Here is a 20,366-nt window from a genome sequence, read left to right as displayed (position 1 = left end):
TGTTCAAGGACTGCCACTTAAAATCATGGGCACTGTGTACAACAGTGCCCTGGAGGAAGCACTACGGATCTCAGCGGTTTTGGTCCATGCTTCGTTCATCTGCCGCTCGGTAGCCGACTCATCCAGGTTGGTTATCCACCAGACTCTCCGGTATCGCTGCGACAACGACAAGGGGTCATTCACATATAAGGAGCCAGACTGTTGATAAAACAATGTCATGGCTCCATACGTGTCGCGTTCAACGCCGGCAGTGTCGGCCGCAACCCATGTATACACCAAGGCTCGCTGGCCAGTCTTGTTGTAATAAAAGACAGATAAGTATCGCCAGGTACTGTCCACCAAAACTGCATCGCCCTCATGCCACTGGCCATTAACCTCATGCATGACGGTGCTTAATCCGGAAACTGGATTATTGGGACCTAGCTGATCGCTATAAAACTTAACCAGACCGGACATTTCCAGTACCCAGCAGGCGACAACCGCTAACACTAATTTTCTGGTCTGCATCGTATCGAATGTAATCGCCAGAACAATAGGAATTCCAAGCAGCGCGAACAATACATAGCGCTCCATGAACAGCGGAAATAAGTAGGAGACGAGCCAGACTGTAATGATGGGCAGCAGACAGTATGTCAAGAGAAAAGCTTTAGCATCCTCATGAAGGAGCGCTCGTCGAATAAATACCCGCAACAACGAAATCAACACACCTGCCGTGACGACAGCGTAAATATCTGCATATAGCAAATCACTTGCCGAGGTGATTGCGGACCACATGCCCCTGGGAATAGTCATGAGCGAAATAGGCGTGTAATCAGCAATCCAAGCGACCAGGTGCCTGTGTTGAAACTGCCGATACAATACCGGTAGCCAAGGCATGAATGCCAAGGCCACGACGCCATTGCACAGCCACCATCCAGGTGACCGCAGAAGCGTATGTTCTTTGCGGGCCTGCCCTACGAGCAAAAATGTCCAGTTTGCCGCCACGCACAGTATCGCAAAATAGTGTGTATACAACGCCGCCAGTATCAAAGCGCCATAGGCCACCAGGTAACGCGTCTGTCGCTTGTGAACCCATGACCACAGCATGCACATGGCGGCCATCAGCAAGCATCCCAGCAAGGCATACATCCGCGCCTCCTGGCTGTAATGAATCGCGACAGGCAAAACTGCCAGCAGCAGACCGGCGATGAATGCGGCCCGCCATGACGCCAGCTGCCGAGCCAGCAGCATACCAAAAGCAACAGTGGCTACCCCCGTCAGTACGCTCAAGCTACGCACTGCCAATGCGCCGTCGCCCAGCCCCTGCATCCAGAAATGCAGGATCAGGTAATAAAGGGGGGGATGTACGTCACGTGCGGTATGAAACAAGATCTGCTCAAGAGGCAACCGGCTGAGCAAGATGCTGAAGCTTTCATCGCTCCATAAAACCGGTACAGTGACCTGAAAGAGCCGTCCAGCAAAGCTGATCAAAAGGATGGCCAATACAGCCCCGGTGCGTATTGCATGGCTATCCCGCTTGAACAGACGCTCTCTCATTTTTCATCCTTGAACAGTTGACGATCATGTCGGGACTTGCGGCCGCCTGCCACGGCTCTCAACACATACCGCGGCCGATGTTTGGATTCCATGTAGATACGCCCTATGTACTCCCCCAAAACGCCGATCCCGATCAGTTGCACACCGCCCAGAAAAAGTATTGCCACCATCAGCGAGGGGTATCCCGGCACGGGGTTGCCAAACAGCAATTTATCCATGACCTGATAAACCGCAGAGGCCAGTGCGAGCAGTGCGATGGCGCCACCTGCGTAGGTCCAGAACCGCAACGGCACGGTACTGAACGAGGTAATCCCGTCCAATGCCAGGTTCCAGAGTTTCCAGGCGTTGAAGTGGCTCTTCCCAGCGCTGCGCGAGGTGCGATCGTACTCGACTACCGTGGTTCTGAACCCGGCCCACGACAGCATGCCCTTCATGAACAGTTGTTGTTCGGGCATTGATTTGATGACCTCCACAACTTTGCGATCGAGCAGTCTGAAATCGCCAACGTTCGCTTCGATGTGGATCTGCGAAATGTGGTTCAGCAGTGCGTAGAACCCAGCTGCCGTGTACCGTTTCAGAAAACTGTCACACGAACGATCACGTCGCTTGGCGAGCACGACATCGAAGCCTGCCCGCCATTGCTCGATCAGCAATGGAATCACTTCGACCGGATCTTGCAGGTCGACGTCGATTGGAATGACGGCATCGCCACTGGCCTGTTCCAGCCCAGCGAACAGCGCGGCTTCCTTGCCAAAGTTACGTGAAAGGTCGATGAGGGCAACATCGGGATCACCCGCGATCAGTTGGCGGATCTGTTTTTCGGTTCCATCCTGGCTACCGTCATTGATGAAGATCAGCTCGACCTGATCGCCCTGATTGGCAAGCGCGCGACGCACCGCGTCATAGAACGGCCTGATCGCCTGCTCCTCATTGAACACGGGTACGATCAGCGAAATATCCATCTACGCTTCTCCCTGAAGACCCACCGCGCAAATGCAAAGCCCAGCAGCAGGCTGACCAGCGAAAACAGCCCGACCGTCAGCCATGGCGCCCAGCCGCGCCCATCGGCAAGGTGCCCCACCCACACACTGATGCTGCCCATTCCCGCTACGAACACGACGTAGCGCATGAGCGAAACAGGCACTCTGAAGGTGAACCAGGCGTTGCCCAGGAATGAAAAGGAAGTGGCGATGATGAAGGCGACCAAGTTGCTAAGTGCCTGGCCATTGCCCGCCACCTGCATGGCGGTGAACACCCCCACATGAATGGCGGTGTTGAAGATGCCCACAATGATGTATTTGATAAATGCCGGCATATCCAACGCCTTCGCGTCTTCACCTGCCGACCAACTTAGGGCAAACCTCGCAGACGCACTACTGGCAAATATGCCAGTTGACGCTGGCGGTCCACGCACGCCCAAGTCCATCTCGTAATGCATGGCGCCGATTCCCACAACCTGCGTGGGTACCGCCTCATAGCGAAGTACAACTCGCCTGCCAATACTGGTGCACGTTCTCAAGGAGCCTGTACCATGCCGCTAATGCAACGACTCACCAACCGTCCTTATCTGCCAACGCCTTGCCAGTTGCAGGCGGCCGGCAGCCTTATCGCAATGCTGGGCGTGGCCCTGCCAATGCTGATGATCGGCCTGCTCAAGTTCACTTCCATCGAAGTGGAGGCGCTGATACCGCTGATCAGCAATACGCCCTGGCTGGCCTGGCTCCACCTGCTGTTCGGCGAGGCCGGCGCGTCCTATTTCCTGGGCGTTGTCGAAATATTGGCGGCAATCCTCGTCCTCGCCTCGCGTTGGAGCAGCAAGGCAGCAATCGCCGGGGGATCGCTGTGCTCGCTGACGTTCATCATCACCCTGTCAACGATGCTCAGCGTCCCCATCTGGGAAGCGGAATCCGGCGGTTTCCCATGGCTGAACCACTATGGGAGCTTCCTGATCAAGGACACCGCGCTGCTGGGCATCAGCCTGATGATCCTGGCTCAGGGCCTGGCGCCAGCAGGCACGGCAGCGAGCCGCTGACAGCGAAGCCCCGGCTCCAGGCCGGGGCTTTTGGGTTCAGGCGAGGCCGTCGACCGCGCCGGGCTCCTGGCGCGGTGCCAGACGCAGCGTGTAGTACAGCACCGTCAGCACGACCAGGAACGCCGGGCCGATATACAACGCCACACGGGTATCCTCGAAGTACGCCATCAGGCCCACCACCAGCACCAGGAAGGCCAGGGCCAGGTAGGAGCTCAGCGGCCACAGCCACATGCGGTACTTCAGCCCCTTCTGCTCGGTGGTCGACAGGCCGGCGCGGAACTTGATCTGCGCCAGCAGGATCATCACCCAGGTCCAGATCGCGCCGAAGGTGGCGATCGAGGTCACCCAGACGAACACCTTTTCCGGCACCAGGTAGTTGGCCAGCACGCCCAGCAGCAGTGCACCGATCGACAGCAGCAGGGCATTGCGCGGCACGCCGCTTTTCGAAGTGCGGGCAAAGGCGGCCGGGGCCTGGCCGTTCTGCGCCAGGCTGTAGAGCATGCGCCCGGTACTGAAGATGCCGCCGTTGCACGACGACAGCGCAGCGGTAATCACCACGAAGTTGATGATCCCGGCAGCGGTCTTGATGCCCAGACGCTCGAAGGTCATGACGAACGGGCTGCCCTGGCTGCCGATGCCGTCCCACGGGTAGATCGACAGGATCACGAACAGGGCGCCGACGTAGAACAGCAGGATGCGCCAGAACACCGAACCGATCGCCTGCGGGATGGTTTTCTGCGGGTTGCGTGCTTCGCCCGCGGTCAGGCCGATCATTTCCACGCCGAGGTAGGCGAACATGACCATCTGCAGCGACATCAGCACACCGGTCACGCCGTTGGGCATGAAGCCGCCGTTGCTCCACAGGTTGGCGATGCCCACGGCGACGCCCTCATTACCAAAGCCGAACGCGATCACGCCGATGCCACCGAGAACCATGGCAATGATGGTGACGATCTTGATCAGGGCAAACCAGAACTCGAACTCGCCGAACGCCTTGACCGCGATGAGGTTGACTGCGCCCATGCTGCCCAGCGCCATCAATGCCCAGATCCAGCGCGGCACGTCAGGGAACCAGATGCCCATGTAGATAGCCACCGCAGTGATTTCCGCGACGCAGGTCACCAGCCACAGGAACCAGTAGTTCCAGCCAGTGAGAAAGCCCGCCAGCGGGCCAAGGTAGTCCTGGGCATAGCGGCTGAACGAACCGGCGACCGGGTTGTGCACGGCCATCTCGCCGAGGGCACGCATGATCACCAGGATCGCCAGGCCACCAATGATGTAGGAAAGCATGATCGCAGGACCGGCCATTTCGATGGCTTTGGCCGAACCGAGGAAAAGTCCGACGCCGATACAAGCGCCCAGCGCCATCAAACGGATGTGCCGTTCGCCCAGCTCACGCTTGAGCGGGCCGCCCTCGGTGGGCTCGGCAGGGGCAGAAGGGTTGCCGACTGGCATAGCAATACAACCTCATTTTGTTATTGGAGTAGACCTTCGTGCAGCACCGGCCCTGCCGATAGGCGGGACGTTGGCTTGCCAGGCTGGCCTCGTGGGCCGGCCCGTGTGCCGGGCTAGAGCGGCCGGCACGGCGAAGGGCCGAGCAGTATAGGAAGTCCGATACAGGGATTTTCGCTGTATAACCAGGAAAATTCAGCGAGTTTTTCGGGGCTGTTGCGCCAGCCCCAATTCCACTACCACCCTATCAACAACGTCACAGGAATAAACCCACACCAAAGCCGCATAGTCCTACACCGCTATTCTCGGCTTCCTACAAATTTTTCACCTGCTCCCACCAACGTCTAAGCTTCAGACAAGCAAGACGAAGATACCTGGCCGGATAGAAGACTATGGGCGCATTGTGGCAATCGGAACCAACCAGAACGGAAGCATCTGAAGCACCTCCGGCCATGACGCCACAACCGCAGCCCCCACGTCAGCGCAGGCTCTGGTGGCGGCTGATTTTCCTGATCCTGCTGGTGGCACTGATCGCCATCGGTTTTGCTGCCTACGACGAGTTCCGCACCTCCAACCTGCAGTCGCGCGAATTCAGCAAGCTGGCCACCACCCTCACCTATTCGCTGCAGCCAGGGCCGAGCGATGCGATCATCTATCCGGGCGATGGGCCCTTTGACAAGCGCCTGGGCTACAGCGGGCTGGGCGAGTTCCTGCCACGCCTGCTGAAGCGCGACTACCTGATCAGCGAGCAGGTGCGGTTTTCCCCGGCGCTGATGCGCTATGTCGAACATGGCCTGTTCGCGCCGTACATCGAAAAGATCCAGGCCGGCCTGTCGATCACCGACTGCCGGGGCGAGACGCTTTACCAGTACAACTACCCGCAACACCTGTACCCGGATTTCGCCTCCATTCCGCCCGTGATAGTCAACAGCCTGCTATTCATCGAGAACCGCGACCTGCTCGATACCAAGGATGTCAAGAACAACCCGGCCGTGGACTGGCCGCGCTTTGCCAAGGCCGCGTACAGCCAGGTGGCCAAGTACCTGGCCTTGCCTGGCCAGTCAGCGGGTGGCAGTACCCTCGCCACCCAACTGGAGAAGTACCGCCACTCACCGGATGGCCTGACCGTCAATGGTGCCGAGAAGATCCGTCAGATGATCTCGGCCAGCGTACGCGCCTACCAGGGTGGCCCCGACACCAGCGAAGCGCGCCACCGCATCGTGCGCGACTACCTCAACAGCGTGCCGCTGTCGGCAGTGCCCGGGCATGGCGAGGTGCATGGCATGGCCGAGGGCCTGCGGGTCTGGTACGGCGCCGATTTCGATCAGGTCAACCAGGCCCTGACTTCCACCGCCACCGACCCTGAAAGCATGGCCGCACGCGGCCTGGCCCTGCGCCAGGTGCTGTCGCTGATGATTGCCCAGCGCCGCCCTTCGCATTACCTGTCCAAGGGCCGGGTCGAACTGGCCGAACTCACCGACGCGCATATCCGCGTACTGGCGGCCGCCAAGATCATCGAGCCACCGCTGGCCAGTGCGGCGCTGGCCAGCAAGGCGGTCTACCGCGACTGGGTCGCCCAGCCGACCATCGTGCCGATCATCACCAACAAAGGCATCAGCCTGGCGCGCAACCGCCTGGCAGCCATGCTCAACCGCCCGCTGTACGATCTCGACCGCCTCGACGTGTCAGCCACCAGTACCCTGCAGGCTGACCTGCAGTTGCAAGTCAGCCAGTACCTGAAAAACCTTGCCGACCCGGAGTTCGCTGCGCAGATGGGCCTGATCGGCGAACGCCTGCTCACCGCCAAGACCACCGACCAGGTGAGCTACAGCTTCACCTTGTTCGAGCGCACGGCCGATGGTTCACGGGTGCGGGTGCAGACCGACAGTACCAACCAGCCCTTCGACATCAACGAAGGCAGCAAGCTGGAACTGGGCTCGACCGCCAAGCTGCGGGTGCTCACGACCTACCTGGAGATCATCGCCGAGCTGCACGACAAGTACGCCGGCAAACCTGCCGCCGAGCTGAAGAAAGTCGAAGTCGCCGAGCTCGACCGCATCACCCAGTGGTCGCTGGAATGGCTGGCCCAGAACAGCAAGAACCAGAGCCTGGACGCCATGCTCGATGCGGCGCTGGAGCGCAAGTACTCGGCCAACACTGGCGAGGCCTTCTTCACCGGTGGCGGCATGCACGTGTTCAACAACTTCCGCAAGGAAGACAACAACCGCAACCCGACCCTCAAGGATGCCTTGCGCGAGTCGATCAACCTGCCGTTCATCCGCCTGATGCGCGACCTGGTGCGCTACGTCACCTACCAGCAGCCGTTCAACCGCGTGCCGCTGCTCAAGGACGACTCCGACCCGCGCCGCCAGGAATACCTGGCCCGCTTCGCCGACAAGGAAGGCACCAGCTACCTGATGCGCTTCTGGAAGAAGTACCAGCGCAAGACCTCCCAGCAACGCCTGGATACCTTCCTCGACAGCATGCGCGCCACCCCGCAGCGCCTGGCTGCGGTGCACCGTTACCTGTTCCCGGAAGCCGGCCAGGAAACCTTCAATGCCTTCGTCCGTGCCCACAGCAAGGATGACAAGATCGCCCTGGGCAAACTCACCGACGGCAAGCTGGCCGAGATGTACGAAGCCTATGGCCCAGGCAAGTACGACCTGCCCGACCAGGGCTACATTGCCAAGGTTCACCCGCTGGACCTGTGGCTGCTGGGCTACCTGTTGAAGAACCCGAGTTCCACGCTCACCGAAATGGTCAATGCCAGCCGTTTCGAGCGCCAGGAAGTCTACAGCTGGCTGTTCAAGAGCCGGCACCAGGGTGCGCGTGACAGCCGTATCCGCACCATGGTCGAGATCGAGGCGTTCCTCGACATCCATCAACGCTGGAAACGCGTGGGCTACCCGTTCGATCACCTGGTACCCTCACTGGCAACCGCCATCGGCAGCTCCGGCGACCGCCCGGCTGCGCTGTCGGAACTGGTCGGCATCATTCAGAACGATGGCGTGCGCCTGCCGACGCTGCGTATCGACACGTTGCATTTCGCCGCCAATACGCCCTATGAAACCAAGCTGGTCAGCGACCCGGACCGTGGTGTGCGTATCCTGCCGGTGGCCGTGGCGCGGGCGCTGAAGGGAGCCATGTCACAGGTGGTCGATGCCGGTACCGCAAGGCGCATCTCCGGCAGCTTCAAGCTCAATGACGGCACGCCGCTGGTAATGGGCGGCAAGACCGGTACCGGTGACAACCGTATCGAGAGCTTCGGTGCCGGCGGCCGGCTGATCGGCTCGCGTTCGCTGAACCGTACCGCCACCTTCGTGTTCTTCCTCGGCGACAACCACTTCGGCACCCTGACGGCCTTCGTGCCTGGGCGCTCGGCTGAGGCGTTCAAGTTCACATCGGCATTGCCCGTGCAGGTGCTCAAGGGCATGGCGCCCATCCTGATGCCGTACTTACAACCGGGCAACCCGAACGAATGCAAGCCACCGCAGGTTGCGATGCATGGCAACGATTCATCCAAGACGTAGATGATAATCATCGGCATTTAGAGGCTTGTATTTAGATATATCTTGAGTAATATCTTGCGATATATCTAAACACCGGAAGCCTGCTAATGCGTGACCATGGCGCACATGACCCTTTTGAACGCCGCCCCGCCCGGGGCGAGCGTGGCCCGCGGGTGTTCGCCCCGGGTGACCTCAAGCTGCTGATGCTGTCGATGCTCTGCGAGCAACCGGGCCACGGCTATGACCTGATCCGCCAGATCGAGAACCTGTTCGAGGGCAACTACACGCCGAGCCCCGGGGTGATCTACCCCACCCTCAATTTCCTCGAAGAAGCCGAGCTGATCAGTGGCCAGGTGCATGGCAGCAAACGCCTGTACGCCATCACCGCAGCCGGCCGCACCGCATTGGCCGATCAGGCCGTCGCCCTGGATGGCGTGCGCATGCGCATCGAAGTCAGCAAGCGCGCCCTGCGTGGCCACGACCGCCCGCCAGAAATCCACGAAGCGGTCGGCAATTTGCGCCATGCCCTGCACATGCACAGCGGCCGCTGGACAGCGGAAGAAATCGAACGGGTACGCAACCTGCTCAACGACACTGCCAAGGCCATTGCCTCCGGGCCAGCCGATCCAGTCAGGGAGAATCCTCATGAGTGACACCATTCATCGCGTCAATCACGAAATCCGCCAACGTCGCTTGCAGGTACTGCGGGTGACCGACCTCACCCCGCGCATGCGCCGCATCACCCTGGGTGGCGCCGAGCTGCAGGGTTTCACCAGCCTGGGCAGTGACGACCACATCAAGTTGCTGTTCGCGGAAACTGCCGAGCAGCAGCAAGCCATCGACGCCCGCAACCTGGGCCGTGACGGCGGCGCTCGGCCAACCATGCGCGAGTACACGCCGCGCCGTATCGACCTGGTGGCCAACGAACTGGACATCGACTTCGTGCTGCACGGCGACGGCCCTGCTTCGACCTGGGCTGCGCAGGCAGAACCTGGGCAAACGCTGAACATCGCCGGGCCTCGGGCATCGATGGTGGTACCGGATATTTTCGACAGCTACCTGCTGGTGGGTGACGAGACGGCGATTCCGGCGATTGGCCGGCGCCTGGAAGAACTGCCAGCTGGGCGTCGCGTACTGGCGCTAATCCAGATCGAAGATGAGCAGGAGCGCCAGCCACTGCCGAGCGCGGCGCAGGTGGAAGTCATCTGGATCAAGCGGGATGAAGATCTGCTGGCGTTGCTAAAGGGGCTGGAACTGCCCGAAGGCAAGCTTTACAGCTGGGTCGCACTGGAAAAATCGCTGACCCGGCAGGCCAAGGCACTGCTGCTGGAGAAGGGCGTGGCCGAAGATGCCCTCAAAGCCGCCGCTTACTGGCGTGCCGACGGAACTGCCGACGACGAGTGATCAGTGCTCTCCTGCACTGGCCTCTTCGCGGGTAACCCCGCTCCTACAGGTACTGCATAGGCTCAAGGTCAGTGGTATCCCTGTGGGAGCGGGTTTTCCCGCGAAGAGGCCGGTACAGCTCAAGCCAATCGGTACCTTCCCCGCCACCGGTCCAGCGCCAGCAACACCAGGCCAATTCCCCAGAATCCCGCCAACACGCCCAGGGCATTGAGCATCACCTGCCCGTAGCCCAGGCTCGCCACGTCGATGAACGGATAGGCATACGCCCCAATCTCACGCCCCCGCCACAGTGCATAGGCGAAATACACCGCTGGGTAAAGCGCCCACACCATCAGGTGCCGGAACCGCAGGCTGCCCTTGGGCACCTCGAACCACCAGTACAAGGCAAACAGCAGCGGCATCACATCGTGCAGCAGTTCATCCGCCAGCCACTGCCAGCCCTCGGGCTGCCACAGGTGGCGCAGCAGCACGCTGTAGGCAAGGGCCACCAGCACGATGCTGGCGGCCACCGCCGAACTCACCGATGGCGACAGAAAGAAGCGCCTGGCCGCCGACTCCCGGCCAAAGGCCGCGTAGCTGAGCACCGTCGCCACCAGGGTATTGGTCAGTACCGTGAAGTATCCGAATAGATTGATCAGCCCGCCAATCAGGCTGGCCTGCTCCTGCCAGCGCGCCAGCAGCACCAGGTAGACCTGCACCGCCAGGCCGAACCAGCCAAGCAATGCCATTGACGTCAGCCAGGGGCGCCGTGGCATGTCAGGCCTGGCGCTGCAGCTTCACGTACAACTGCTCGACCTTCTCCCGCGCCCAGGGCGTCTTGCGCAGGAAGGTCAGGCTCGACTTGATGCTCGGGTTGCTCTTGAAGCAGCGCACGTCAACGCGTTCGGCCAGGCCCTGCCATTGGTAGTGCGCCACCAGTTCGGTGAGGATCTGTTCGAGGGTCTTGCCGTGCAGCGCATTGTGTTGGGCCGTGCTCATGCCAGTGCTCCGTAGGAAAGATGCGCACCTTACACGAGTGTAGTGGTGGGTGGGATGTGTGGTGCTTGCGGAAAAACCGCTGGCCAGGCGCAAAACCTCTGTGCTGAAATAGCAATGTTATATCGTAACAACACGACTATCTGCCAAGGAACGCCTCATCCCCATGCTGCACATCCCGCTTCGTCTCTCCCCCCTCGCTGTTGCCCTGTGGCTCGCTTCGTCACCCAGCCAGGCCGTGGAACTGGAACCCCAGGTCATCACCGCCAACCCCTTAGGCAATCGTCAACTGGCTGCACCCAGCACCGTCCTTGAAGGTGACGACCTGCTGCAACAGCAGCATGGCAGCCTCGGTGAAACCCTGAACAAGCAACCCGGCGTGGCCTCCACCTGGTTCGGCCCTGGCGCCAGCCGCCCGGTGATTCGTGGCCTGGATGGCGACCGCATTCGTATCCTGCGCAATGGCGTGGGGGCCCTGGATGCCTCGTCGCTGTCCTACGACCACGCGGTGCCGCTGGATCCGGTCACGGTCGACCGCGTGGAGATCGTCCGCGGCCCGGCCGCCCTGCTCTACGGCGGCAATGCCATCGGCGGCGTGGTCAACACCTTCGACAATCGCATCCCCGATTCACCGATCGAGGGCATCCACGGTGCCGGCGAACTGCGCTACGGCGGCGCCGACACCACCCGCAGCAGCGCCGGCAAGCTGGAAGCCGGTGACGGCACCTTCGCCTTGCACCTGGACGCCAACAGTCGACAGTTCAACGACCTGCGCATCCCCGGCTACGCGCAGAGCGCCAAGGTCCGTGACGCCGACGCACCAGGCAGCCGCCACCGCCTGGAAAACAGCGACGGCCGCCAGGATGGAGGCGCGATCGGCGGCTCCTACAACTGGGAGCATGGCTACGCCGGCCTGTCCTACAGCCGCTACGACAGCAACTACGGTTCGGTGGCCGAATCCGGCGTGCGTCTGGACATGAAGCAAGACCACTACGCCTTTGCCTCTGAACTGCGTGACCTGGACGGCCCCTTCAGTTCGGTCAAGGTCGATGCCGGCTACACCGACTACGAGCACAGCGAGATCGAAGAAGGCGAGGTGCATACCACCTTCAAGAACAAGGGCTACGAAGCCCGTATCGAAGCGCGTCATCAACCGCTCGGCCCGCTTGAAGGGGTGATCGGCGCGCAGGTCAGCCGCAACGAATTCTCGGCATTGGGCGAGGAAGCCTTCGTCCCGCACACCGACACCGACAGCCTGGCGCTGTTCATGCTCGAACAGTGGCAGGCCAGCGAGCGCCTGAACCTGAGCCTGGGCGCCCGCATGGAACATACTCGGGTCGACCCTGATGCCAAGGGTAACGAGAACTTCGTCGATGCCGACAGCGCCAGCAGTTTCAATGCCTTCAGCCTGTCTTCGGGCGCGGTGTACCAGCTCGACCCGATCTGGTCGCTGGCGGCCAACCTCAGCTACACCGAGCGCGCGCCGACCTTCTACGAGCTGTACGCCAATGGTGCCCATGTCGCCACCGGCGCATTCGAAGTCGGCGACGCCAGCCTGAACAAGGAAAAGGCCATTTCCAGCGATCTGGCCCTGCGCTTCGACAATGGCACCCACAAGGGCAGCGTCGGCGTGTTCTACAGCCACTTCCGTAACTACATCGGCCTGATCGGCACCGGCAACCTGCGTGAAGGCCATGACCATGACGAGGATGATCACGACCACGATCATGACCATGACGGGCTGCCCGAGTATCGTTACGAGGGTGTCCGTGCGCGCTTCTATGGCATCGAGGCACAAGATCGCTGGAAGTTGCTGGAGAACCGCTATGGCAGCTTCGCGCTGGAGTTGTCCGGCGACTACACCCGGGCCAAGAACCTCGACAGCGGCGAGCCCTTGCCGCGTATTGCCCCCTTGCGGCTGAACAGTGGGCTGGTATGGGAACTGGACCGCTGGCAGGCGCGGCTCGATGTGCAGCATGCCGCATCGCAGCATCGCAAACCTGAAAATGAGACCAGTACCGATGGCTACACTACGCTCGGCGCCAGCGTCGGCTACCGCTTCGATATCGGCCAGAGCCAGTGGCTGGCCTTCGTGCGTGGGGAGAACCTGACCGACCAGACCGTGCGCTATGCGAGTTCCATCCTGCGCGATATTGCCCCCGCGCCGGGGCGCAGTGTGGAAGTCGGGTTGCGCACCACTTTCTGAAGTCGCTGGGGCTGCTTTGCAGCCCTTTCGCAACACAAGGCCGCTCCCACAAGTTATGCACCGCAGTAACCGGCAGCGCCGTCCCTGTGGGAGCGGCCTTGTGTCGCGAAAGGGGCGCAAGGCGCCCCCAGTTATTCCAAGACTGTTACTGGATCGGCAACAATCAACTGCGACAATTTGTCTTTTTTTCTTACAACTTCCCCTATATCCTCCCGGCCGCAAGCTGAATCGCTTCACCCAGCATTCCCAATTGCCACTTACATCGAAGAGCACGCTCCTCGGTGCGCTTGCCATTTGCTCAATAATCAAAAAGACAGCGCTATCTCATGTTCCAACTGCCCAAAACCCGCTACACCGGCTTTGCCCTCATCGCTTTCACCGCCGCCCTGCCAGGCTCGGCCAGCGCCAGCGAACCCTTCGCCAAGGACTCCCCCTGGATGTTCGGCGACTGGGGCGGCACCCGCAGCGAGCTGCTGGACAAAGGCTACGACTTCACCCTCGGCTACACCGGCGAGATGGGCAGCAACCTGCACGGCGGCTACGACCACGACCGCACGGCCCGCTACAGCGACCAGTTCACCTTTGGCAGCCACCTGGACCTGGAGAAGATCCTCGGCTGGAACGACACCGAGCTGCAGCTGACTGTCACTGAACGCCACGGCGATAACATCAGCAATGACCGCATCAACGACCCGCGGGTCGGCGGCTTCACCTCGGCTCAGGAGGTCTGGGGCCGCGGCGAAACCTGGCGGCTGACGCAAATGTGGATCAAGCAGAAATATTTCGACGGTGCCCTGGACGTGAAAGTCGGCCGTTTCGGCGAAGGCGAGGATTTCAACAGCTTCCCTTGCGACTTCCAGAACCTGGCTTTCTGCGGCTCGCAGGTGGGCAACTGGGTTGGCGGCATCTGGTACAACTGGCCGGTCAGCCAGTGGGCCATGCGCGTGCGCTACAACCTTTCCCCTGAGCTGTACGCCCAAGTCGGTGTGTACGAGCAGAACCCGTCCAACCTGGAATCGGGCAACGGCTTCAAGCTCAGCGGCAGTGGCACCCAGGGCGCGGTGATGCCGATTGAACTGGTGTGGAGCCCACGCTTCCAAGACCTTAAAGGGGAATATCGCGTCGGCTACTACTACAGTAATGCCAAGGCACAGGATGTTCTCAAGGACAGTAACGGCCAGCCAGCTGCCATCAGTGGCGCCGCCTACCGCAGCAGCTCAAGCAAGCACGGCTTGTGGCTGGGCGCCCAGCAGCAGGTCACCTCGCTGGCGTCCGACCAGTCGCGCGGCCTGAGCCTGTTCGCCAACGCCACGGTGCACGACAAAAAGACCAATGTCATCGACAACTATGTTCAGGCAGGACTGGTTTACAAAGGCCCCTTCGACGCCCGCGCCAAGGACGACATCGGTTTCGCCGTCGCCCGCGTGCACGCCAACCCGGCCTACCGCAAGAACGCCCGCCTGGCCAATCAGGTGGCCGGGCTCGACGACTATGACAACCCGGGCTACCTGCCGGTGCAAGACACCGAATACAGCGCCGAACTCTATTACGGCATTCACCTGGCCGACTGGCTCACGGTGCGCCCGAACCTGCAATACATCCGCCATCCGGGCGGGGTGTCGCAGGTCGACAGCGCGCTGATCGGCGGCCTGAAGATCCAAAGCACTTTCTGACCACCTTCCTACAACGGAGAACCTAAAATGAGCACTGACAGTGCCAACCAAGGAACCCGCTGGCTACCACGCCTGATGGGCGTGCTGCTGTTGCTGATGGGCCTGGCCCTGCTGGCCGGCGGCATCAAGCTGAGCCAGTTGGGCGGATCGCTGTACTACCTGATTGCCGGTATCGGCTTCGCCGTGTCGGGCGCCCTGCTGCTGGCCAAGCGCCGCCTCGCCCTGGGCCTTTATGGCCTGGTGCTGCTGGGCAGTACCGTATGGGCCATGCTTGAAGTGGGCCTGGACTGGTGGCAACTGGTACCGCGCCTGGCCATCTGGTTCGCCATCGGCGTAGTGCTGCTGCTGCCGTGGGCACGCCGTCCGCTGAGCGGCCCTGCGGCCAAGGCCAACACCGCGCTGCTGAGTGTCGCCGTGCTGGCTTCGGGCGCCTGTGCCCTGGGCAGCCAGTTCACTCACCCGGGTGAAGTGTTTGGCGAACTCGGCCGCGACAACAGCGAAATGGGCAGCGCCGCACCGGCCATGCCGGATGGCGACTGGCAGGCCTATGGCCGCACCGAGCACGGCGACCGCTATTCGCCGCTGCGCCAGATCACCCGGCAGAACGCCTACCGCCTGGAAGAAGCCTGGCGCATCCGCACCGGTGACCTGCCGACCGACAACGACCCGGTCGAACTGACCAACGAAAACACCCCGCTGAAAGCCAACGGCATGCTCTATGCCTGCACCGCCCACAGCAAGGTGCTGGCCCTGGACCCGGACACCGGCGCCGAAATCTGGCGCTACGACCCACAGATCAAGACCCCGGTCGGCACTTTCAAGGGCTTCGCCCACATGACCTGCCGCGGCGTCTCGTACTATGACGAGAACAGCTACGTCAGCCGCGACGGCAGCCCGGCACCCAAGGTGTCCGACGCCGGCCAGGCCGTGGCTCAGGCCTGCCCACGCCGCCTCTACCTGCCGACCGCCGACGCCCGCCTGATTGCCATCAACGCCGACAACGGCAAGGTCTGCGAAGGCTTCGCCAACCAGGGTGCGATCGATCTGACCACCGGTATCGGCCCGTTCACCGCAGGCGGCTACTACTCCACCTCGCCCGTGGCGATCACCCGCAGCCTGGTGATCATCGGTGGCCATGTGACCGACAACGAGTCGACCAACGAACCGTCCGGCGTGATCCGCGCCTACGACGTGCACGATGGCCGCCTGGTATGGAACTGGGACAGCAACAACCCGGACGACACCAAGCCACTGGCCCCCGGCAAGATGTACAGCCGCAACTCGGCCAACATGTGGTCGCTGGCCAGCGTCGACGAGGACCTGGGCATGGTCTACCTGCCGCTGGGCAACCAGACCCCTGACCAGTGGGGCGCTGACCGCACCCCAGGCGCCGAGAAGTACAGTGCCGGCGTGGTTGCCCTGGACCTTGCCACCGGCAAGGCACGCTGGAACTACCAGTTCACCCACCACGACCTGTGGGACATGGACGTCGGCAGCCAGCCGACCCTGGTGCACCTCAAGACCAAGGACGAGATCAAGCCAGCGATCATCGTGCCGACCAAGCAGGGCAGCCTGTATGTGCTCGACCGCCGCGACGGCACGCCGATCGTGCCGATTCGCGAGATCCCGGTTCCGCAAGGCGCGGTCAAGGGTGACCACACCGCACCGACCCAGGCCCGCTCTGACCTCAACCTGCTTGGCCCTGAGCTGACCGAGCAGGCCATGTGGGGCGCCACCCCGTTCGACCAGATGCTGTGCCGCATCCAGTTCCGCGAGCTGCGCTACGAGGGCCAGTACACCCCGCCGTCCGAACAGGGCAGCCTGGTCTACCCAGGCAACGTCGGCGTGTTCAACTGGGGCAGCGTGTCGGTCGACCCGGTACGCCAGCTGCTGTTCACCTCGCCCAACTACATGGCCTTCGTGTCGAAGATGGTGCCGCGTGAGCAGGTGGCTGCCGGGAGCAAGCGCGAAAGCGAGACCAGCGGTGTGCAGCCGAATACCGGCGCGCCCTACGCAGTGACCATGCACCCGTTCATGTCGCCAATCGGCATCCCTTGCCAGGCGCCGGCCTGGGGCTACGTGGCGGCCATCGACCTGTTCACCAACAAGGTGGTATGGAAGCGCAAGAACGGCACTACCCGTGACAGCACCCCGGTGCCGATCGGCATGCCGGTTGGCGTACCCAGCATGGGCGGTTCGATCGTCACCGCAGGTGGCGTCGGCTTCCTCAGTGGCACCCTCGACCAGTACCTGCGCGCCTATGACGTGAACAACGGCAAGGAACTGTGGAAGGCGCGCCTGCCAGCGGGTGGCCAGGCCACACCAATGACCTATACCGGCAAGGACGGCAAGCAGTACGTACTGATTGTCGCCGGCGGCCATGGCTCGCTGGGCACCAAGATGGGCGATTACATCATCGCTTACAAATTGGCTGACTAAGCTTCAAGCGACAGCTGCAAGCAACAAGAGAAAGCGGGGCCTGCACGGCCCCGCTTTTTTTGCCGCCTGCCGCTTGAAGCTTCAAGCTTGAAACCCATTCCCCCCCGCCCCATCTAAGCACCATAGTCATTCACGCAGGTGCCCCATGAGCGACCAGCAGGATTTCCCGGAACAACCCGACGAACACAGCGCAATCGAACAGCCTGACACCAAGGCCGGTATCGGCCACGCCCTCGCCCTGCCCGGCCAGCAGTTGCCGGACAAGGTCTACGTGATCCCGATCCACAACCGCCCGTTCTTCCCCGCACAAGTGCTGCCGGTGATCGTCAATGAAGAACCCTGGGCCGAAACCCTCGACCTGGTGGCCAAGACCGAACACCATTCGCTGGCACTGTTCTTCATGGACACCCCGCCGGAAGACCACCGCCATTTCGACACCTCGGCCCTGCCGGAGTATGGCACCCTGGTCAAGGTGCATCACGCCAGCCGCGAAAACGGCAAGTTACAGTTCGTCGCCCAGGGGCTGACCCGGGTGCGCATCCGCACCTGGCTCAAGCATCATCGCCCGCCTTACCTGGTCGAGCTCGAATACCCGCGCCAGCCAGCCGAACCGACCGACGAGGTCAAGGCCTACGGCATGGCACTGATCAACGCGATCAAGGAGCTGCTGCCGCTCAACCCGCTGTACAGCGAAGAGCTCAAGAACTACCTCAATCGTTTCAGCCCCAACGACCCGTCGCCACTCACCGACTTTGCCGCTGCACTCACCTCCGCCACTGGCAACCAGCTGCAGGAAGTGCTCGACTGCGTGCCCATGCTCAAGCGCATGGAAAAAGTCTTGCCGATGTTGCGCAAGGAAGTGGAAGTCGCGCGCCTGCAAAACGAGATTTCTGCCGAGGTCAACCGGCAGATCGGCGAGCACCAGCGTGAGTTCTTCCTCAAGGAACAGCTCAAGGTCATCCAGCAGGAGCTGGGCCTGACCAAGGACGATCGCAGCGCCGACCTCGAGCAGTTCGAGCAGCGGCTTGCCGGCAAGACCCTGCCCGAGCAGGCGAAAAAGCGCATCGATGAAGAAATGGGCAAGCTGGCCATCCTCGAGACCGGTTCGCCCGAATACGCGGTCACCCGCAATTATCTGGAATGGGCCACCGCCCTGCCCTGGGGGCTGTACGGCAAGGACAAACTCGACCTCAGGCATGCGCGCAAAGTGCTCGACCAGCACCATGCTGGCCTGGACGATATCAAGGAGCGCATCCTCGAATTCCTCGCCGTTGGCGCCTGGAAGGGCGAGATCAGCGGCTCGATCGTGCTGCTGGTGGGCCCGCCCGGGGTGGGCAAGACCAGCATCGGCAAGTCCATCGCCGAATCCCTCGGCCGGCCGTTCTACCGCTTCAGCGTCGGCGGCATGCGCGACGAGGCCGAGATCAAGGGCCATCGCCGCACCTACATCGGCGCCCAGCCGGGCAAGCTGGTGCAGGCGCTGAAGGAAGTCGAGGTGATGAACCCGGTGATCATGCTCGACGAGATCGACAAGATGGGCCAGAGCTACCAAGGCGACCCAGCCTCGGCGTTGCTGGAAACCCTCGACCCGGAGCAGAACGTCGATTTCCTCGACCACTACCTCGACCTGCGCCTGGACCTGTCCAAGGTGCTGTTCGTGTGCACCGCCAACACCCTCGACTCGATCCCCGGGCCACTGCTCGACCGCATGGAAGTGATCCGCCTGTCCGGCTACATCACCGAAGAGAAGATGGCCATTGCCAAGCGCCACCTGTGGCCCAAGCAGCTGGAAAAGGCCGGCGTGGCCAAGACCAGCCTGAGCATCAGCGACAGCGCCCTGCGCACGGTGATCGAGGGCTATGCCCGGGAAGCTGGCGTGCGCCAGCTGGAGAAACAGCTGGGCAAGCTGGTGCGCAAGGCCGTGGTCAAGCTGCTGGACGACCCGGACGCCAAGCTCAAGATCGGCAACAAGGACCTCGAGGCCGCCCTGGGCATGCCGGTGTTCCGCAGCGAGCAGGTATTGGCAGGCAAAGGTGTGATCACCGGCCTTGCCTGGACCAGCATGGGCGGTGCGACCCTGCCGATCGAGGCGACGCGCATCCACACCCTGAACCGCGGCTTCAAGCTCACCGGCAAGCTGGGTGATGTGATGAAAGAATCCGCTGAAATCGCCTACAGCTATGTCAGTTCCAACCTTAAACAGTTTGGCGGTGACCCCGGCTTCTTCAACGAAGCGTTCATTCACCTGCATGTGCCCGAAGGTGCGACGCCCAAGGATGGCCCGAGCGCCGGCATCACCATGGCCAGCGCGCTGTTGTCGCTGGCCCGCGACCAGGCGCCGAAGAAAGGCGTGGCCATGACTGGCGAGCTCACCCTTACCGGCCAGGTGCTGCCGATCGGTGGCGTGCGCGAGAAGGTGATCGCGGCGCGGCGGCAGAAAATCTTCGAGCTGATCCTGCCGGAACCGAACCGCGGCGACTTCGAAGAACTGCCGGACTACCTGCGCGAAGGCCTGACCGTGCATTTCGCCAAGCGCTTCTCCGACGTGGCCAAAGTCCTGTTCTGACCTGCACCGGCCTGTTCGCGGGCAAGCCCGCTCCTACAGGTGCAGCACAGCTTTCAAGCCCTGTGCTGTACCTGCAGGAGCGGCTTTAGCCGCGAAGAGGCCGGCTCTGGCAACACAAAATCGCTCGATCATCAGGTATCCTCAGGCCATCGCCAGCCTCCGGAGCCACCATGACCGCCCCTCGTCTGCTCGTTCCCCTGAGCCTCGCCCTGCTCGCCGCCTGCGCCCAACAGCCGAAGCAAACCGTCGAACTGGACGCCGAAAGCGAATGCCCCAAGCGCCTGCAGGTCGGCCAGAACCTCACCCTGACGCTGCCCAGCAACCCCACCACCGGCTACCGCTGGCTGGTACAGAATCCGGCCTCCAACGTGCTGCACAGCCTGGGCCCCGAGGTCTACAGTGCCCCCGAGGACGCCGGTATCGTCGGCAGCTCGGGCATTTCGACCTGGCGTTACCAGGCCCGCGCCGCCGGTGAAGGCCACCTGGTGCTGGTCTACCAGCAGCCCTGGGCGCCGGAAGTGCGCCCGGTACAGACCTTCGATTGCGCCATCCGGGTCAACTAAACGCAAAGCGC

Annotated in this window: 15 protein-coding genes; 9 read left to right on the top strand and 6 right to left on the bottom strand. The window is 62.0% G+C overall.

Annotation, left to right across the window (positions count from 1 at the left end):
• Window positions 1-3: 3 nt before the first annotated feature.
• The 3 genes from L6D64_RS07170 to L6D64_RS07160 are packed head-to-tail and all read right to left on the bottom strand — an operon-like array spanning window position 4 to window position 2,851.
• Window positions 4-1,536, bottom strand: coding sequence for a glycosyltransferase family 39 protein (locus L6D64_RS07170; RefSeq protein ID WP_176506013.1), 1,533 nt, complete (start codon window positions 1,534-1,536; stop codon window positions 4-6).
• Entirely contained in the window at window positions 1,533-2,498 is a 966-nt protein-coding gene (locus tag L6D64_RS07165; RefSeq protein WP_176506012.1) for a glycosyltransferase family 2 protein, read from the bottom strand. The genes L6D64_RS07170 and L6D64_RS07165 overlap by 4 nt, the downstream gene beginning before the upstream one ends.
• Window positions 2,483-2,851, bottom strand: coding sequence for a GtrA family protein (locus L6D64_RS07160; protein WP_176506011.1), 369 nt, complete (start codon window positions 2,849-2,851; stop codon window positions 2,483-2,485). The genes L6D64_RS07165 and L6D64_RS07160 overlap by 16 nt, the downstream gene beginning before the upstream one ends.
• Before the next feature lie 216 nt (window positions 2,852-3,067).
• Here L6D64_RS07160 and L6D64_RS07155 point away from each other — a divergent pair, with 216 nt between their 5' ends.
• A complete protein-coding gene (locus L6D64_RS07155) occupies window positions 3,068-3,568 on the top strand; it encodes a DUF417 family protein (RefSeq protein ID WP_176506010.1) in 501 nt (166 codons plus the stop codon).
• A 36-nt stretch (window positions 3,569-3,604) separates the two neighbouring features.
• Here the strand turns inward: L6D64_RS07155 and L6D64_RS07150 are convergent, their stop codons facing one another.
• On the bottom strand, window positions 3,605-5,023 hold the full coding sequence (locus L6D64_RS07150; RefSeq protein WP_176506009.1) for an amino acid permease: 1,419 nt from the start codon (window positions 5,021-5,023) through the stop codon (window positions 3,605-3,607).
• A 389-nt stretch (window positions 5,024-5,412) separates the two neighbouring features.
• Here L6D64_RS07150 and L6D64_RS07145 point away from each other — a divergent pair, with 389 nt between their 5' ends.
• From L6D64_RS07145 to L6D64_RS07135, 3 genes are all read left to right on the top strand, one after another.
• Complete coding sequence (locus tag L6D64_RS07145) at window positions 5,413-8,550, top strand: transglycosylase domain-containing protein (protein WP_176506008.1); 3,138 nt, start codon at window positions 5,413-5,415, stop codon at window positions 8,548-8,550.
• Window positions 8,551-8,636: 86 nt separating this feature from the next.
• Complete coding sequence (locus L6D64_RS07140) at window positions 8,637-9,182, top strand: PadR family transcriptional regulator (protein WP_176506007.1); 546 nt, start codon at window positions 8,637-8,639, stop codon at window positions 9,180-9,182.
• On the top strand, window positions 9,175-9,933 hold the full coding sequence (locus L6D64_RS07135; RefSeq protein WP_176506006.1) for a siderophore-interacting protein: 759 nt from the start codon (window positions 9,175-9,177) through the stop codon (window positions 9,931-9,933). The genes L6D64_RS07140 and L6D64_RS07135 overlap by 8 nt, the downstream gene beginning before the upstream one ends.
• A gap of 119 nt (window positions 9,934-10,052) precedes the next feature.
• On the opposite strand, the gene L6D64_RS07130 is transcribed toward L6D64_RS07135, so the two are convergent.
• Window positions 10,053-10,688 carry a Pr6Pr family membrane protein gene (locus L6D64_RS07130; protein ID WP_176506005.1) on the bottom strand — a complete coding sequence of 212 codons (636 nt, stop codon included), beginning with the start codon at window positions 10,686-10,688 and terminating at the stop codon, window positions 10,053-10,055.
• A 1-nt stretch (window position 10,689) separates the two neighbouring features.
• A complete protein-coding gene (locus L6D64_RS07125; protein WP_023378991.1) occupies window positions 10,690-10,911 on the bottom strand; it encodes a VF530 family protein in 222 nt (73 codons plus the stop codon).
• 163 nt (window positions 10,912-11,074) lie between these two features.
• On the opposite strand from L6D64_RS07125, the gene L6D64_RS07120 reads away from it, so the two are divergent.
• The 5 genes from L6D64_RS07120 (at window position 11,075) to L6D64_RS07100 (ending at window position 20,355) form a co-directional block, all read left to right on the top strand.
• Window positions 11,075-13,114: a TonB-dependent receptor gene (locus L6D64_RS07120; RefSeq protein WP_176506004.1), complete on the top strand. Its 2,040-nt coding sequence runs from the start codon at window positions 11,075-11,077 to the stop codon at window positions 13,112-13,114.
• Window positions 13,115-13,440: 326 nt separating this feature from the next.
• Window positions 13,441-14,787, top strand: a complete 1,347-nt coding sequence (locus tag L6D64_RS07115) for a carbohydrate porin (protein WP_176506003.1) — start codon at window positions 13,441-13,443, stop codon at window positions 14,785-14,787.
• A gap of 27 nt (window positions 14,788-14,814) precedes the next feature.
• The gene (locus L6D64_RS07110; protein WP_176506002.1) at window positions 14,815-17,226 is read left to right on the top strand and encodes a glucose/quinate/shikimate family membrane-bound PQQ-dependent dehydrogenase; all 2,412 of its coding nucleotides are present in this window, start codon (window positions 14,815-14,817) and stop codon (window positions 17,224-17,226) included.
• Window positions 17,227-17,371: 145 nt separating this feature from the next.
• Entirely contained in the window at window positions 17,372-19,792 is a 2,421-nt protein-coding gene (lon, locus tag L6D64_RS07105; RefSeq protein ID WP_176506001.1) for an endopeptidase La, read from the top strand.
• Between the two features lie 170 nt (window positions 19,793-19,962).
• The gene (locus L6D64_RS07100; RefSeq protein WP_099815623.1) at window positions 19,963-20,355 is read left to right on the top strand and encodes a protease inhibitor I42 family protein; all 393 of its coding nucleotides are present in this window, start codon (window positions 19,963-19,965) and stop codon (window positions 20,353-20,355) included.
• Window positions 20,356-20,366: the final 11 nt, after the last annotated feature.

The sequence above is a fragment of the Pseudomonas urethralis genome, assembly GCF_021602465.1.
Classification (GTDB): Bacteria; Pseudomonadota; Gammaproteobacteria; order Pseudomonadales; family Pseudomonadaceae; genus Aquipseudomonas; species Aquipseudomonas vlassakiae.
Note: the sequence above shows the minus strand (reverse complement) of the source record. Positions and strands in the feature narration are given on the sequence as shown.

Excerpts from the sequence above, each read along its gene's own strand:
- L6D64_RS07170 (WP_176506013.1), bottom strand. The coding sequence starts at position 1,536 with ATGAGAGAGCGTCTGTTCAAGCGGGATAGCCATGCAATACGCACCGGG.
- L6D64_RS07165 (WP_176506012.1), bottom strand. The coding sequence starts at position 2,498 with ATGGATATTTCGCTGATCGTACCCGTGTTCAATGAGGAGCAGGCGATC.
- L6D64_RS07160 (WP_176506011.1), bottom strand. The coding sequence starts at position 2,851 with ATGCCGGCATTTATCAAATACATCATTGTGGGCATCTTCAACACCGCC.
- L6D64_RS07155 (WP_176506010.1), top strand. The coding sequence starts at position 3,068 with ATGCCGCTAATGCAACGACTCACCAACCGTCCTTATCTGCCAACGCCT.
- L6D64_RS07150 (WP_176506009.1), bottom strand. The coding sequence starts at position 5,023 with ATGCCAGTCGGCAACCCTTCTGCCCCTGCCGAGCCCACCGAGGGCGGC.
- L6D64_RS07145 (WP_176506008.1), top strand. The coding sequence starts at position 5,413 with ATGGGCGCATTGTGGCAATCGGAACCAACCAGAACGGAAGCATCTGAA.
- L6D64_RS07140 (WP_176506007.1), top strand. The coding sequence starts at position 8,637 with ATGCGTGACCATGGCGCACATGACCCTTTTGAACGCCGCCCCGCCCGG.
- L6D64_RS07135 (WP_176506006.1), top strand. The coding sequence starts at position 9,175 with ATGAGTGACACCATTCATCGCGTCAATCACGAAATCCGCCAACGTCGC.
- L6D64_RS07130 (WP_176506005.1), bottom strand. The coding sequence starts at position 10,688 with ATGCCACGGCGCCCCTGGCTGACGTCAATGGCATTGCTTGGCTGGTTC.
- L6D64_RS07125 (WP_023378991.1), bottom strand. The coding sequence starts at position 10,911 with ATGAGCACGGCCCAACACAATGCGCTGCACGGCAAGACCCTCGAACAG.
- L6D64_RS07120 (WP_176506004.1), top strand. The coding sequence starts at position 11,075 with ATGCTGCACATCCCGCTTCGTCTCTCCCCCCTCGCTGTTGCCCTGTGG.
- L6D64_RS07115 (WP_176506003.1), top strand. The coding sequence starts at position 13,441 with ATGTTCCAACTGCCCAAAACCCGCTACACCGGCTTTGCCCTCATCGCT.
- L6D64_RS07110 (WP_176506002.1), top strand. The coding sequence starts at position 14,815 with ATGAGCACTGACAGTGCCAACCAAGGAACCCGCTGGCTACCACGCCTG.
- lon (WP_176506001.1), top strand. The coding sequence starts at position 17,372 with ATGAGCGACCAGCAGGATTTCCCGGAACAACCCGACGAACACAGCGCA.
- L6D64_RS07100 (WP_099815623.1), top strand. The coding sequence starts at position 19,963 with ATGACCGCCCCTCGTCTGCTCGTTCCCCTGAGCCTCGCCCTGCTCGCC.